Below are 14,795 nucleotides of genomic sequence, written 5' to 3'. Positions count from 1 at the left end.
TAACTTGGAAAAAAGATAAATTGAGTTTTAAAAGACTCACTTGTTTAGATTTTCAATGAGCAGACGAGCCCATTTCAACTTTTTCTTCTTAATAGGATCAACATTTTCATCATCAAAATCAAAACCTACAAGTGTTATACTGGCCGCACCGAATTCCTTAGCCAGATAGGCACACCTGTCTCCGTCACTGAAACCACCAAAATTGAATACGTTTTCAAGAGGTTCAGCCTGGGTGCTGCCTATTATTCTGCTCAGTCGTGGAACATAGGTATTAAGTTTGTCAATGTTATCTCCATGACCGTGTACGACCATAATTGAACCTTCTTTGTTGGCAATTATCTCTTTTTCAACATCACCGTCGAGATCAGTCACTATAACATCAGGTATTGTCCCTTTGTCAACAAGTACAGCAGTAGCTCCATCAGCTGCTATTATAACAAAATCATCTGAATCTATCAGATCAAGTTCCTGTGCAAGAACTGGAGCATTTCCACAAACAAGAACATCTTTTTCTTCAATAAGAACTTTTAATTCTGAAACATCTGTGGAATTTGATGTATTAAGCATGGCAGAGAGGATAAGAGCTGCCTGCTCATCACCTTCCCTGCTAAAGCCCATGTCTTTTAGTATGGACTCGTAAATGGGTTTCCATTCATTGAAGTCCATTATATCCTCAGTTTGCTTTTGAAATGCCGATGGTCATGGAAATGCCTTCGACATCCCAGTCCTTTTCAAGTGAACCGGCCGTGTCAACATCAAGGCCGATCACCTGAACGTTTGCACGGGTTTCCTTTGCAATGAACTGCTCACGGTCAAGTACAAGATCAAGTACCCTCTGGTCGTTGATCTGTATGTGTGACCTGATATTGTCATCAACTGCAAGATTGAGCTCTTTTCTCATGTCCTGCACCCTGCGAATAACTTCCCTTGCGTAACCTTCGGATTCAATTTCACGTGTCAGGTTTGCATCCACATAGATTATACCGGCACTTGATTCAGCACTTGCAACCATTTCTGGCAGTGTTTCTGTGAAATTGACCATTTCAGGTTTGATCATTGCAGTTCCGCCTGGAATCTCCAGTTCGAAATGGTCTTCAAAAGCAAGTGCTTTTTTAAGCTGAATTACATCTGCCTGTTTTATTGCGCCAATGACCTTGCCCGCATCTCCCTTGAATACCGGACCAATCTTTCCGGGATCAGGATTTGCCTCAAATCCAAGCTCATCCCAGGATTCTCCTACTCCGGTAAGAAGGATGTCTTTTGAATTTGTCTGGTCCATAAGAACTGACTTGAGGTTTGTAACCGCATCTGCTGCCTGCTGGTTTACAGGACTAAGAACTATACGTGATACAGGCCACCTGAGTTTTCTTCCGACCTTCTGACGGGCATTGGATGCTGATTCTACAATTGAGCGAACCATATCCATGTGAGCTTCAAGTTCCTTGTCAACAAGGTTCTCGTCAACCTTTGGCCAGTCGTTCATATGAATTGTGACAGGCGCACCCGGATTGACATTTCTTACAAGGTTCTGGTACATTTCTTCTGCCAGATGTGGCATGAATGGCGCAATGACCTTTGCTGTCAGGACGAATACATCATAAAGTACACGATACACAGCAAGTTTATCAGGATCATCAGCTTCTACCCATGTTCTTGGTCTGATAAGCTGGATATACCATCTTGATAGATCTTCAAGTACGAACTCATTGATAGACCTGAGTGCTCTATGCAATGTACACTTCGACATTGCATCGTCAACCTCAGAAACAAGTGTCTGTGCCCTTGATAGAATCCATCTGTCTTCCTTGCGAAGATGTGACTTTACAGATTCCAGTGAAACCTCTGACGGATCAAATTTGTCAAGCACCATGTATGGTAATGGGAAACGATAAACATTCCAGAGAATGTTGATAGTCCTGTTGATATTGCCTAGTTCACTGCTTACGAATTTGAGATCATCCCACGGAGCACTTGAAGATAGTACAAAACTACGCAGGGTATCAGCACCGAACTGCTCTATAACATCACCCGGAGCTACTACATTACCAAGGCTCTTTGACATTTTCCTGCCTTCACTGTCAAGAGTGAAACCATGCATAAGAACGCTCTTGTAAGGTGCTTTGCCGAAAGCGACCATACTTGCACCAAGCTGGGAATAGAACCAACCGCGCGTCTGGTCCTGTCCTTCTGTGATGAAGTCTGCAGGCCACCATTTATCGAAATCTTCGGTCTGCTGCGGGAAGCGCAGTGTTGCCCATGAAGCTACGGCTGAATCGAACCAGACATCGAAAACGTCTTCAACACGCTTCATCTTGCCGCCGCATTCACATTCAAGAAGAATCTCGTCAACATATGGTCTGTGAAGTTCTATGTCATTGTCGATACCGGACAGTTCCTGAAGCTCGTCCTTGGTACCTACTACGTGCATCTTGCCACAGCTATTACATTTCCAGACAGGTATCGGGATACCCCAGTATCTCTGACGGGAAACACACCAGTCTCGTGCTCCCTCGACCCAGTCCTTAAACCTTGCTGAACCTGCCCATTCCGGATACCATTTTACCTGTGCTATCTCGGAGAGCATCTGTTCCTTGAGTTCTCCTATCTTGATGAACCATTGTTCAGTGGCAAGATAGATGATAGGAGTCTTACAACGCCAGCAGTGCCCGTACCTGTGTTCTATGGCACCTTCTGAGAGTAAGTTTCCACGCTGGTTAAGATCCTCGATAACTACTTTGTTAGCTTCACGGATGTGCATTCCTGCATATTCCCCGGCTTCTTCTGTATAGCGACCATCCGGGCCCACCGGGCAGAATATAGGTAGATCGTTCTTCTTACCTACTTCAAAGTCGTCCATACCATGTCCGGGAGCAATATGTACACAACCGGTATTCTCTGCGGTTACAAAATCCGCAAGATATATGTTGTGTTTCATTTCAGCCTGTTTTGGCACCATGTCAGCAATCGGACTTTCGTATGAAAGTGATGTGATATCCTCACCAAGCATTGTTCCCAGAACCTCATAATCAACGTACCTTCCCTTTCTGAGAACGTTCTCAACAAGGTCAGAAGCAACTATGAGTGTTTCCTCTTTGCCTTCAGCACTTACTGCTTTTACTTTTGAGTACTCAAAAGAAGGATGTACTGCAACTGCTACGTTTGAAGGTATGGTCCATGGTGTTGTGGTCCAGATGACCACAAAGGTGTTCTCTTCACCTATTATCGGGAATTTAACGAATATGGAAGGGTCTTTCCTTTCCTCGTATTCAACTTCGGAGTCTGCAATTGCTGTTTCGCAACGTGGACACCAGTTGACAACACGTTTACCCTGCTCAAGGAGATTCTTTTCCTGAGCCTGTTTCATCGTCCACCAGGCAGCTTCGATGTACTCGTCCCTGAGTGTCATGTAAGGGTCGTTCCAGTCAAGCCAGGCTCCAAGGTCCTGGAACTGGTCTGTCATATCGTCTTTCTGGTTGAGTGCGAATTCCTTACATTTCTCTATAAAATTGCCTACACCGTAGCTCTCAATGTCCTTCTTGGATGTGAAACCAAGTTCACCTTCCACTTTTACTTCGATAGGAAGACCATGCATATCCCAGCCTGCACGATCAACTATGTCAAAACCATTCATGGAACGGTATCTTAAAATGGAGTCCTTGATAATCTTGTTCCAGGCTGTTCCCAGGTGAATATGTCCGGTTGTATATGGTGGACCGTCTACGAAAAAGAACTTTTTACCACCTTTTCTGTGCTCACGTACCTTGGAATAGGCATCATTCTCGTTCCAGAGAGCGTGTACCTTCTCCTCTATTTTCTTTGGGTCATACTGGTTGGTGATCTCCTCTATCATTCAGGATTCTCCATATGAATGTGAATTATGATTGTTATCTGAATTTATATGTAAACACTTCGTGTAAACCTATTGTGCTTATCCTACTGCAATATGGAATTTAAATATATTGCATCATGAATCTGAATCATGCTGAGCTTATTGCCCCAGTCGCTTGAATTTGTTCAAGTAAGGGCAGCAAGAATCATACTTAAAAGTTTCGAATTAGATACTAGAAGGAATCAGAAAAATCGCTAATCATTAAAAAATAGAAAAAAAGAATGATACCCATTACGGATATCAGACCTCCTTCACAAGACGGAAACCAATGTAATTCATGCGGCTTCCTTCACCAATACTATCCCTGGCAGCAGAACGACAGTTCACTTCTGCATTATCCCAGCTTCCACCGCGGATAACTCTTCTGCTGACACCGCCGGTCCATTCGCTGCCGTCAGTTGGTGCTTTATTGTAATTGCTGTGGTATTCATCCTGTACCCATTCTGCAACATTTCCATGCACATCATAAAGACCCCATGGGTTTGCTTCTTTCATACCAACTGGTCTGGTCTTATCCTCAGAATTGTCATCGTACCAGCCATAATCAGCCATCATTGAAGCATCATCGCCAAACCAGAATGCAGTTTCAGTACCCGCTCTTGCAGCATACTCCCATTCTGCCTCGGTAGGCAGGCGGTAGCTTTCGGTTCCTTCCATCCCATTAAGAGCCTCTATGAACTCGTTAACTTCTGCCCAGGAAATTTTCTCTACAGGAAGATCGCCATCACCTGTGAAATAGGAAGGATTCTCACCCATAACTTCTTCCCACTGATCCTGTGTTACTTCATAGGCTCCAATATAGAAATCATTTCCAATAGTCACCTGATGAACAGGTCGTTCTTCCTTATCACTGTACTCTTCCTCTTCAGGAGCACCCATAAGAAAATCGCCGGAGGGAATCTTCACAAATTCCATATCAATTGAATTGCTGAATGTACTGTCATCAGCCTCTGTTTCTTCAGGAGCAGAAGGTTCCTCTACAGCTTCCTGCTGCTCTTCTTCATTTGCAGTGTCATCAGATCCTGTACAGCCACTTACCAGGACTGCAGCCAGAACTACCAGACACATTATAAAAGTCACGTAAGATCTTTTGATCATAAACCTATCCTCATATGTATTTTACTGTAATAACAACCTAAATAATATTGGTTTTAGTCTCAAACCAGATTTAAATGCTTTGGTTTGTTCAAAAAACAATGATGGAAATCGCATATAATAATAGAATTGAAAAAGTAGAAATCAGCAGAATAGGAATGGCACCTTTTATCTCCTTAAAAGGTGCCTGTGAGTTCTCCAATCACCCGCATAATGTAGATTTTTCCAATCTAACCATAAAAGTATTAGCAGTTATTCAATATAAAATATACGGACAATATCAGGAACCATCATGCACAATAATTCAATGAACCAGCCATCGCAAAACAAAAAATCAATTCTTTATTGAACCTGCATTTCTTTCAAGGAGCATTTTCTTGCATCTTTTCAGATCATCAACCGTGTTGATATTAAGGGCAAATTCAATATCATCAAGAATGAGGCTGACATATTCCTGTTCATTGTCGACATCCTTACCATCCAGTATATTGACACCTGAAGGAACTATCAGGTTTCCTCCCCCTTCCCAATTAAAAACCGTATCAGGTCTTATACCAAGACTTTTACAAACAGATAGCGGAGTGAATATGGACATTGCAGGTTTACCACAGACCTCATACTCAGAAACTACCTTTTCAAGAAGATCAGGAGTCAGTAATGGCAGGTCGGACATAAGAATCATTAATGGATCGCCTATGCAGGCAGCTTTTACTGCATAGACCATGTCACCAACATAATTTCCGCCTCCTGTTGGAATCACATGAACCTTGCCTTCATACTCTTCCTCAACATATGATGCGGTCTTCGGTGTTGCCGGAGATACAGCAACATAGATGTCACCAATACTCTCTGTCTTCATCAAAGTATCGATAACATATGATATCAGAGGTTTTCCCAATAGCTCGACACAGGGTTTTTCACCCATGCCCAGTCTGCTTCCAAAACCCCCTGCCATGATTATAGCGTCCAAACAATACCTCCATACATCAATATCAGTGTCATAGTGATAAGTGCAATTATCCTGCCTACCTCATTGGATGCACCGATGACATCACCATTGACACCACCAAAATGCCTGTTGCTGATATTAAGCAATATAAATGTTGCCAGAATAGCTGCAATGAATGGAATGATACCGACAATACCAAAACCAAGGTAAAATGACATTGCAACACAGGCGACAATACCAATTACAAATCCTATAAGGTATTTAGGTACTGTGGTATTGTTCACAAGTATTGAACCCAGGCCTTCATGTATTGACTTACCGAATGCAGCAATTGTGAGCATGGATTGCATAGCACTTATTTCTGAAACAAACATTGCAAAGAAGAATATACGTGCAATATCAGCAGAAGATGAAGACAAAATTGAAGACTGCTCATGTAATGCTACAAGTGTCGCGTAGAATGCAACAATAACAAGGGATGCATAAGCAACACCACCTATTCCAAGAGACATGTCCTTCAATGCTTTAAGCTTCTTTTCAACAGAGCCATGAGCTGTCAAACCATCACCCAGATCCGCCATACCATCCAGATGGTTCAGTCCTGTAATATAATAAACAAAAGCGATTACCAGCACAGCGGCAATAGAGATAGGAAGATAATTTACAAGAAGGTACGCAACCGCACCCATTATCAAACCAAGGACTATACCGACCACCAAGTGAAGATATGTCCTTTTGAAGAACTCATCGAGTCCTTCCATGGTAATGCCGACTGGAATTGTTGAAAGAAATCCGAAGCTGGATCTTAAAGCTAACAAAAATCCGTTCATCCTGCTATCACATCACTCTTATGTTCCGGGTCTTTTTCCTTTTGCTCTTCCTTATCAGCAGATTTTTCAGCAGCTTCCGCCATTGCCCTTGTGTACATATTGGCAGATACACCACCTATAAGACCACCAATTATGTCATCCATGAATGGTCCAAGTTCTGCAAGTATTCCCGGTTTTTGCTTATCAAAGCGCACAAATTCGAACATTCCCTTGTCACCACTAATATACTTGGAAATACTCATACCAAGAACCTCATCTGCAATTATGAATGTAAGATCTTTTTCATACGAACTTCTGCTAATATTAGGTAAACGTCCTACTCTGCCTTCTTTTTCAAGCAGCACTCCGGAATAGATAAGCAGACAGAGATTCGGATCGGATATGGCAATATTAAGCTCTTTGAGGAATTTTTCCTCGGCAAGTTCCCTGGTTTCCAGACCCGGATGCGGTGCATAAAGTTCAAGTGCAGCATCAACAAGCATCTGAACAGTTATTCCTTCCTCTTCAAGGATTTCGATTATATCCCTGGTGATCTCACCTTCCAGTTCTTTAGACTGGCCTTCTTTAAGGTCTTTTGATTCTATATCCGATAATTTCATTGCCATCACTTCGGGGAGATTTCTTAATAAGATTATTGTTTTGAGATGTATAGTTATATTTTGAATTAATAATTGAATTTCATTTTTAGTTTTACATATTATGCCACTATTATGACCGAAGATACTATAATTGCAAAGAACGATGCCACAAGAATTATCCAGGATGTGAGTTTGATATCTTCTGACATCGGGTAAACAAAACCATCACCAAGCACATAGGTACTTGGTTTTTCTAATTTTATATTAAGGGCACCTGCAATGGAAGCCATTGGAAAGCCGGAATTTGGAGATGGGGTTTTTAATCCGTCCCTAATACTTGTTTTAAAAGCTGTTCTGTAATCAGGGATCTTGACCTTTCTATAGAACAGGCCTATAACAAGAGTTGCAGTTGCCAAGAAAATTACAGACAAACGTGCAGGTATCCAGTTAAACACATCATCCAGTTTAGCAGAGAACCAGCCAATCTCACGATGACGTTCATCCATATATCCAACCATGGAATCAAGAGTACTTGTAGCTTTGAAGATGTATGCTGCCATTAATCCATATGGTCCGAAACAGGCATAGAACAATAGCGGGGAAAGTATGCCGTCAACATAGTTCTCTGAAGTTGTCTCGATTATTGCTGAAGAAACTTTTCCCTCCTCAAGTTTTGATGTGTCCCGACTTACATACATTGAAAGTTTCTGTCTGGCACTGTCAAGTTTACCGGCATCAAGTTCAACTCTTACTTCATCAGCGGCACCATAGAGACAGCGAATCGCAAATGTTGCCTTAAGGAAATAAGCAGCAACAAGGTAACGAACCGGTGAAGGAATGGACTCTACACCCATGAATAACATTACAATATAGGCGATCAAACATCCGAATAGTATAGTGACCAGTCCCATGAATATGCCGTAAAGCCTGCGATTGTTTTCCGGGACATGTTTCTTGAAAAAGCCTATCAATCTGCCCATCCACACTACCGGATGAATGGCAAACGGAGGCTCACAGAATACAAGGTCAAGAGCATAGGCTAAAATAAGTACAATTACAAGTTCACTGGCATTTGCCTCTACCGGCACTGGCAGCATCATAAGTTGCTCTCCATTACATCCTTCCATGCCTTTTTAATGCTTTCATCATTAAGACCTTCTGAAACAAATACAGACAGAAGATCATCAACTATCTTTTCTTCATGGACAATATTACAGTTCAGACAGCTCCAGACATGTCCACCACTTGAACTTTCTATCCAGTTACCACCTGTGCGTTTATCCTCGCAAGGATAGAAGGGACAGAAACAAAAAGTACAGTCCTGTCCGTCAAAATGACATGGATAATACTCACAATCAAGATTGCTTCCCTTACGACCACATTCAGCAGCTACTTTGATATTTTCACGCAGCTGCACCTCAGCCTGCTCCCTGCCCCATTCATAGATCACCTGACGAATTGTATTTGCTATCCTTTCGTTCTCTTCCCTTGTACGTATTGCCACCCTTATGTGGTTTTTGCCATTATTCTGGAAAGAACTGCAATCACGTATCAGCACTCCATGAGAGGCCATTCTCTCTGCAAGTTCCGAGGAATTAAGTGAGAGGTCAGAAATATCCACATATATATAATTGACACAACTTTTCGCAGGTTTAAATCCCCTGCGTGAGAGTTTTTTCATAAGGAATTCACGTTCCTGCTCAATAAAAGCCCTGGAATCCCTGAGATACTTGCTGTTTACTCCACCTTCCATACTGAGAAGTGCAGTTGCAATTGTGTCTGAAATACAACCCATATTCCAGGAAAGTCTTGCATTGTTAAGTACACATGCAAATTTAGATGAAGCAACTCCAAAACCCATTCTGATTCCGGGAATAGCAAATGATTTTGTAAGAGAGCGCTGGATGAAAAGATAATCATTGTTCTCTACTAAGGAAGCAACACTCTGCTCAGGGTCTGCAAGTTCAATATAGGCTTCATCCACAAAGAGGATGGTCTTATGAGCTGCACATTGCTCTGCAAGTTTCTCAAGTTCTTCTTTCATGAACAACTGGCCAGTGGGGTTATTGGGGTTGCAAACAAAAAGTATTTTAGCTTCATCCAGAACATCATGGTCAAGATCGAATATCTCTTCCTGCCTGATGTACCTGATCCGGGCACCCATGACACTGCACTGCAATTCATATTCACTGAATGTAGGTCTTGGAATCAGTACAACATCATCTTCAGCTACTACGCATTCAGCCACAAGTCTTATTATCTCAGTTGAACCATTGCCGGGAATTATGTTCTCATATGTCATTCCCATGCCCACAAATTCTGCTGCAGCAATTCGATATTCAAGATAACGGTTATCAGGATACTGTTCCAGTTTTTCAAGTCCTTTAATTAGAAGATCCTGCATATCAAGCTCAGGATCAGGCTGATCAAATGGAGTACCCAAGGGATTAAGACTTGCACTTGCATCCAGAATTTCAGATTCGGGAATACCGTATTTCTGGGAACTTTTTCTTATCAGTCCACCATGAACACATGGTTCAAGGTTAAGAAGATATTTCTTTACCGGAAGAGCTAATCTTTGGTCTGTCACAATAATCAAAGCATGTAAATACAGGAATATAAACCTGCCAAAACGATCAGTAATGATCAAAGCAGGGGTATAATGATCTCCTTCCATGCCCTCCTTATATTATCATCAGTGTCTCCGTCTGCCATTAGTGCTTCAAGCACCTTTTTGGCGACTTTTGGTCTATGCAATAAAGTACAATGTTCACAACTCCATACCTGTCCTCCGGTGGAGCTTTCAATCCATTTACCTCCTGTTCTCTCATCCTCACACGCATAGAAAGGACAGAAACAGAAAGTGCAGTCCTGCCCGGTGAAATGGCAGGGATAATATTCACAGGTACCACGTCCAGCGCAGGAACTACCACCATGTTCTATGGTTTCTTCAAGCTTTTCTCTTGCATCTTCCCTGCTAGTTTCAGCAAAAACAGTATCAAGGGTGTGTATAAGCTTTTCAAAGTCTTCTCTTGTACGAATGGAAATTCTCACATATCTTTTATTTCCATTAAAGAAATCACTGCATTCCCGAATAAGGATCCCATGTGAAGCCAGTCCCTCTGTTAGCCTGACAGAATCCAGGAAAAGATCCTTTACATCAATAAGTATATAGTTAGTACTGCTCTCAAGTGGTTCAAAACCATAAATTCCCGAAAAACGCTTGGTGATATAGGTCCTTTCCCTTTTAATGTATTCACGGGACGTTCTGAGATATTCACTATCATGACCACCTTCCATTGTAAGGAAAGCTATTCCTATAGCCTCATCTGTCACACCTATGTTCCACGATAAACGTGCAGAATTAAGTATGCTTGCAAGGGAAACGGAAGCAACAGCATATGCCAGTCTTATACCCGGCATGGCTGTTATATTGGATACAGATCTTATTACAAAGAGATAATCGTTATCAACTGCAATATTGAACACACTCTCATCCGGATCTGCCAGTTCTATTGCAGACTCGTCAACAATGAGCAGTGTTCCATGTTCAGAACATTTTTCAGCAAATCCAGAAAGTTTCTCCCTAGGGATAAGTTCTCCGGTGGGATTACCAGGATTTCCAATTACAATGACTTTTGCCCTGTCCAACGTCATTTTTGGAAGATTGAGTATTTCTTTAGTAGTAAATGAGCTTATGCGAGCTCCGAAAACCTCGGCAATATGACGATATTCTCCGGAGGAAGGTGCCGTAATAATTAGAATATCTTCTTCACTGACTACAGTTTCCATGATCAAACGCAAAAGTTCACATGTACCGTTACCTGGAATAATATTATCCGCAGATATATCATTGCCTAAATAAGCAGCAACTGCTTGCCTGAGTTCGAGATATCTGTTATCAGGATACTGGTTTATCCTCTCTGTGGATTGCAGAACAACTTTTTCCAGGTCGAGGTTACTTGCCTGAAAATTGAACGGTGTGCCAAGAGGATTCGTGTTAGAGCTGAAATCAAGAATACCTGATTCAGAATTATTATATTTTTCAGCCATCTCATAAGCCCTACCGCCGTGTTTCCTTGCCTGCAATGCAAGCAAATAATGCTTCAAATGAAGTGGGAAATTTTTTCGGTACACACTTATCAACAGGTGGTTACGCACAGGAGCTATATTAATCTATTCAAGTTGAGTTGTTCAAATAACATGATTTATAGACGTGAGAGGGTGAACTACTACCCTATTCATAGGGTGGCTTCCTGCTTCATTATCGAATCCAACGACTCAATTCCACAGGCTTTAACTGTAGTTCCTACAGCACGATTGAGAATATTAATAGCGGCATTATGGTCACGGTCAAGAACTAATCCACAGTGAGGACAGTTGTGTGTCCTTACCGCTAATGATTTTTCTACCTTTTGACCACAATTGCTACACAGTTGTGACGTATTACATGGATTAACTAATTCTACAAACTTACCAGCTTCTTCCGCTTTGTATTTTGTGATTTGAATTAGATCACTCCATGATGCATCATGTATTGACTTTGATAGTCTTGAATTTTTAACCATGTTCTTTACATTCAGGTCTTCAAAAGCTATGTAATCGTAAGCATTAATGAGTTCCCTGCTTAGTTTATGGTTAAAATCGTTCCTCTGACTGCGAATTTTACGATGTAAGGTGTTTACCTTATCACATTGTTTCTTCCAATTGTTAGAGAATTTCTTTTTACGACTAAGGTTACGTTGTTGTCTTTTTAATTCGCCTTCCGTATTGCGATAATATTTCGGAGGATTTATCTGAGTACCATCACTCAAAGTAACCAGAGAATTGAGTCCTACGTCAATACCTACAAAGGTAACAGGTTCAACAGGTGTAACATTGTTCTCAATGACTACAGAGAATGTAACATACCATTGTTTCCCATCTTTGCGAATAGTACAGGTCTTGATCTTGCCTTCAATCTCTCGATGCTGAACTATCTTGATCTCTCCAATCTTCGATAGCTTCAACTTCTTTCCAGAGATACTAAAACCAGATTGGGGATAGGTAAAACTGTTATATCGTCTCTTGCCTTTGAACCGAGGATAACCTACTTTTGCTTCTCCGTTCTTACATCGTCTGAAAAAAGTCTCAAATGATTTACCTAATCTCCTGATTACATCTTGTTTTACCTGAGAATGTACGTCTGTATCAAATTCAAGGTACTGAACATGATACAGTTGTTCTATAGTGGATAATCCTTGATTGCATCTTTCGTATGCATTTCTACGATCTGCAAGAAATTCGTTATAGATATGCCTACAAACATCAAGTGTTCTGTTCAAATTCATTTCCTGTTGTTTTGTAGGATATAACCTAAACTTATATGATTTCTGCATTGAAAACCTATAGGTCAACAATGTTTAAATATCTTTTGTAACTATATGAGTATATGTCATATTCGAGTTCTGCTGTATATGAAATTAATTATCATATTGTATGGTGCACTAAATACCGGAAACAGGTTATGAATGATGAGTTAAAGGAGTTTCTTGATGATCAGATAAGAACAATAGCAGATTCTAAGGAATGGGAAATACTTGAACTTGAGGTCATGCCTGAACATATCCATCTTTTCATATCAGCACCACCATTCATAGCACCTACTGATATTGTTAAAATTATGAAAGGTGTTACTACAAAGAGAGTATTCCAGAAATTCCCAGAATTACGAAAAAAAGAATTTTGGGGTAATCATCTTTGGTCGCCAAGCTATTATGTTGGTACTCATGGTCAGGTATCAGCTGAAACGATTAAGAGATACATTGACGGTAGTTCCAATAAGAGACGTAATTTATCCACCGGATGAATTCGGTGGTCTTCTTACTCCAACGGTGATAAATACTGGTAACACAAATCTCTATCAGAAGTTCTTCAGGAACATTAAACAGACTTATTAGAGGAATATTTGTGGCAGATGAAATAGACTACAAGATTATTGGCGACGACATGCAGCTTGTGGAGATCGAGCTTGATACGGCAGAGTCGGTCAGGGCAGAAGCGGGAGCCATGATGTATATGGGTCCGGGTATCAGAATGGAAACCTCAACCGGCGGCGGCTTACTCAAAGGATTAAAACGTGCAGTCACAGGTGAAAGTTTCTTTATCACAAGTTTTGTACACGAAGCAGACGGAAAAGGATATGTTGCATTCGGAGCCCCATATCCCGGAAAGATAATATCACTTGATCTAAGTAAATTCGGTGGCAGTTTCCTTTGCCAGAAAGATTCGTTCCTTTGTGCCGCAAATGGCATAGATATTGAAATGGCTTTCACAAAAAAGATAGGAGCAGGACTTTTTGGTGGTGAAGGTTTCATACTTCAGCGACTAAAAGGTAATGGTATGGCTTTTGTACATGCAGGTGGTGCCATAGTAGAAAGGGACCTTGCAGCAGGAGAAACAATCAGGGTTGATACCGGATGTCTTACTGCATTCGAAGAAACCGTGGGATATGATATTACATGGGCAGGGGGATTCAAGAATGCGCTCTTCGGTGGTGAAGGACTCGTGCTTGCAACTCTCAAAGGTCCAGGAAAGATATATCTTCAGAGTCTGCCATTCTCACGCCTTGCTGACAGGATCGTTGCTGCATCAAGATATATGACCGGAAGCCAGAGAGAAGAATCTTCAGGGGTGGCTGGTCTGGGAAGCAGCGCACTTGGAAGTATTCTTGGTGGAGATCGCTCATTCTGAGTGATATAAAGTAGTAAAATGCTCTGGAGATATTGAAAGAATGAGGTTGTTCGCTATTGCGGATCCACATGGAAATTACTCTAAGATAGAGGAACTGCTAAGGATTGCAGGAGATGTTGATGTTGTACTAATAGCAGGTGACATTACAAATTTCGGACCTGATGAGAAAGCTCTGGAACTATTTGAAAAGTTCAGCCAGAAAATACTAGCTGTTCCCGGCAACTGCGATCATGAATCCATAATCAAAGTTGTAGAGAACTCAAATGCAATCAACCTGCATAAAGGATCAATCTTTATTGATGGTGTAAGGTTCATAGGTATGGGTGGATCGAACCCCACACCCTTTTGTACTCCTTTTGAGATACAGGAATGTGATTTTGAAGAGAATGTAAGCCACATGCTTGAAAATGTCGAAGCAAACGAAGTTCTTGTAACCCTTACGCATACACCTCCTTTTGGTGTTCTTGACATGGTGGGATATACACATGTAGGATGCAAAGCACTTAAAGTGTTCCTGGACAGAGCTGACCTGATGATCTGTGGTCATATCCATGAAGCAAGAGGTATAGAGAGATCCGGTAAAACGATAATAGTTAATCCGGGAATGGCTGCTCTGGGATTTGCTGCTATTATTGACATTGATATTGAAAATAATAAAACGAATATAGATGTCAAACTTATAGAAAGTGATAGAGAAGTTAATTAACCATCAGAAATATATT

The 14,795-nt window shown here is 41.3% G+C and carries 14 protein-coding genes; 4 read left to right on the top strand and 10 right to left on the bottom strand.

The genetic code is table 11. The annotated features are described in order from the left end of the window. Positions 1-36: 36 nt before the first annotated feature. The 3 genes from J2746_RS10995 to J2746_RS10985 form a co-directional block, all read right to left on the bottom strand. Positions 37-666, bottom strand: coding sequence for a 6-hydroxymethylpterin diphosphokinase MptE-like protein (locus J2746_RS10995; RefSeq protein WP_209620601.1), 630 nt, complete (start codon positions 664-666; stop codon positions 37-39). 7 nt (positions 667-673) lie between these two features. Beyond that, positions 674-3,850 carry an isoleucine--tRNA ligase gene (ileS, locus tag J2746_RS10990; RefSeq protein WP_209620599.1) on the bottom strand — a complete coding sequence of 1,059 codons (3,177 nt, stop codon included), beginning with the start codon at positions 3,848-3,850 and terminating at the stop codon, positions 674-676. A 279-nt stretch (positions 3,851-4,129) separates the two neighbouring features. After that, positions 4,130-4,987, bottom strand: a complete 858-nt coding sequence (locus J2746_RS10985) for a formylglycine-generating enzyme family protein (protein WP_245250110.1) — start codon at positions 4,985-4,987, stop codon at positions 4,130-4,132. 98 nt (positions 4,988-5,085) lie between these two features. Here J2746_RS10985 and J2746_RS10980 point away from each other — a divergent pair, with 98 nt between their 5' ends. Next, positions 5,086-5,295 (top strand): hypothetical protein, encoded by a 210-nt coding sequence (locus J2746_RS10980; RefSeq protein WP_209620597.1) that lies wholly within the window; start codon positions 5,086-5,088, stop codon positions 5,293-5,295. A 23-nt stretch (positions 5,296-5,318) separates the two neighbouring features. On the opposite strand, the gene J2746_RS10975 is transcribed toward J2746_RS10980, so the two are convergent. The 7 genes from J2746_RS10975 to J2746_RS10945 all read right to left on the bottom strand — a co-directional run bounded on the left by J2746_RS10975 (position 5,319) and on the right by J2746_RS10945 (position 12,719). Then, positions 5,319-5,954 (bottom strand): NTP transferase domain-containing protein, encoded by a 636-nt coding sequence (locus tag J2746_RS10975; protein WP_209620594.1) that lies wholly within the window; start codon positions 5,952-5,954, stop codon positions 5,319-5,321. After that, the gene (gene cobS / locus J2746_RS10970; protein ID WP_209620591.1) at positions 5,942-6,763 is read right to left on the bottom strand and encodes an adenosylcobinamide-GDP ribazoletransferase; all 822 of its coding nucleotides are present in this window, start codon (positions 6,761-6,763) and stop codon (positions 5,942-5,944) included. The genes J2746_RS10975 and cobS overlap by 13 nt, the downstream gene beginning before the upstream one ends. Next, positions 6,760-7,362 (bottom strand): alpha-ribazole phosphatase CobZ, encoded by a 603-nt coding sequence (gene cobZ, locus J2746_RS10965; RefSeq protein WP_209620588.1) that lies wholly within the window; start codon positions 7,360-7,362, stop codon positions 6,760-6,762. The genes cobS and cobZ overlap by 4 nt, the downstream gene beginning before the upstream one ends. A 98-nt stretch (positions 7,363-7,460) precedes the next feature. After that, positions 7,461-8,441, bottom strand: coding sequence for a cobalamin biosynthesis protein (locus J2746_RS10960; RefSeq protein WP_209620585.1), 981 nt, complete (start codon positions 8,439-8,441; stop codon positions 7,461-7,463). Further along, positions 8,438-9,931, bottom strand: coding sequence for a threonine-phosphate decarboxylase CobD (cobD, locus tag J2746_RS10955; protein ID WP_425342649.1), 1,494 nt, complete (start codon positions 9,929-9,931; stop codon positions 8,438-8,440). Before cobD ends, J2746_RS10960 begins: the two co-directional genes overlap by 4 nt. 56 nt (positions 9,932-9,987) lie before the next feature. After that, positions 9,988-11,478: an aminotransferase class I/II-fold pyridoxal phosphate-dependent enzyme gene (locus J2746_RS10950; RefSeq protein ID WP_342451839.1), complete on the bottom strand. Its 1,491-nt coding sequence runs from the start codon at positions 11,476-11,478 to the stop codon at positions 9,988-9,990. 104 nt (positions 11,479-11,582) lie between these two features. After that, positions 11,583-12,719: an RNA-guided endonuclease InsQ/TnpB family protein gene (locus J2746_RS10945; protein WP_209620578.1), complete on the bottom strand. Its 1,137-nt coding sequence runs from the start codon at positions 12,717-12,719 to the stop codon at positions 11,583-11,585. A gap of 53 nt (positions 12,720-12,772) precedes the next feature. Between J2746_RS10945 and tnpA the strand changes: the two genes are divergently transcribed. The 3 genes from tnpA (at position 12,773) to J2746_RS10930 (ending at position 14,779) form a co-directional block, all read left to right on the top strand. Beyond that, entirely contained in the window at positions 12,773-13,189 is a 417-nt protein-coding gene (gene tnpA, locus J2746_RS10940; protein ID WP_209620575.1) for an IS200/IS605 family transposase, read from the top strand. Positions 13,190-13,290: 101 nt separating this feature from the next. Further along, entirely contained in the window at positions 13,291-14,073 is a 783-nt protein-coding gene (locus J2746_RS10935; RefSeq protein WP_209620574.1) for a TIGR00266 family protein, read from the top strand. 40 nt (positions 14,074-14,113) lie between these two features. Continuing rightward, positions 14,114-14,779 carry a metallophosphoesterase family protein gene (locus J2746_RS10930; protein ID WP_209620571.1) on the top strand — a complete coding sequence of 222 codons (666 nt, stop codon included), beginning with the start codon at positions 14,114-14,116 and terminating at the stop codon, positions 14,777-14,779. Positions 14,780-14,795 lie beyond the last annotated feature (16 nt).

The sequence above is a fragment of the Methanolobus bombayensis genome (assembly GCF_017873415.1).
Lineage (GTDB): Archaea > Halobacteriota > Methanosarcinia > Methanosarcinales > Methanosarcinaceae > Methanolobus > Methanolobus bombayensis.
The sequence above is the reverse complement of the archived record's forward strand: the minus strand, read 5'-3'. Positions and strand labels throughout refer to the sequence as shown.

Coding starts and splice junctions, on each gene's coding strand:
- J2746_RS10945 (WP_209620578.1), bottom strand. CDS start 12,719: ATGCAGAAATCATATAAGTTTAGGTTATATCCTACAAAACAACAGGAA.
- cobS (WP_209620591.1), bottom strand. CDS start 6,763: ATGAACGGATTTTTGTTAGCTTTAAGATCCAGCTTCGGATTTCTTTCA.
- J2746_RS10995 (WP_209620601.1), bottom strand. CDS start 666: ATGGACTTCAATGAATGGAAACCCATTTACGAGTCCATACTAAAAGAC.
- tnpA (WP_209620575.1), top strand. CDS start 12,773: ATGTCATATTCGAGTTCTGCTGTATATGAAATTAATTATCATATTGTA.
- cobZ (WP_209620588.1), bottom strand. CDS start 7,362: ATGAAATTATCGGATATAGAATCAAAAGACCTTAAAGAAGGCCAGTCT.
- J2746_RS10960 (WP_209620585.1), bottom strand. CDS start 8,441: ATGATGCTGCCAGTGCCGGTAGAGGCAAATGCCAGTGAACTTGTAATT.
- J2746_RS10985 (WP_245250110.1), bottom strand. CDS start 4,987: ATGATCAAAAGATCTTACGTGACTTTTATAATGTGTCTGGTAGTTCTG.
- ileS (WP_209620599.1), bottom strand. CDS start 3,850: ATGATAGAGGAGATCACCAACCAGTATGACCCAAAGAAAATAGAGGAG.
- J2746_RS10980 (WP_209620597.1), top strand. CDS start 5,086: ATGATGGAAATCGCATATAATAATAGAATTGAAAAAGTAGAAATCAGC.
- J2746_RS10930 (WP_209620571.1), top strand. CDS start 14,114: ATGAGGTTGTTCGCTATTGCGGATCCACATGGAAATTACTCTAAGATA.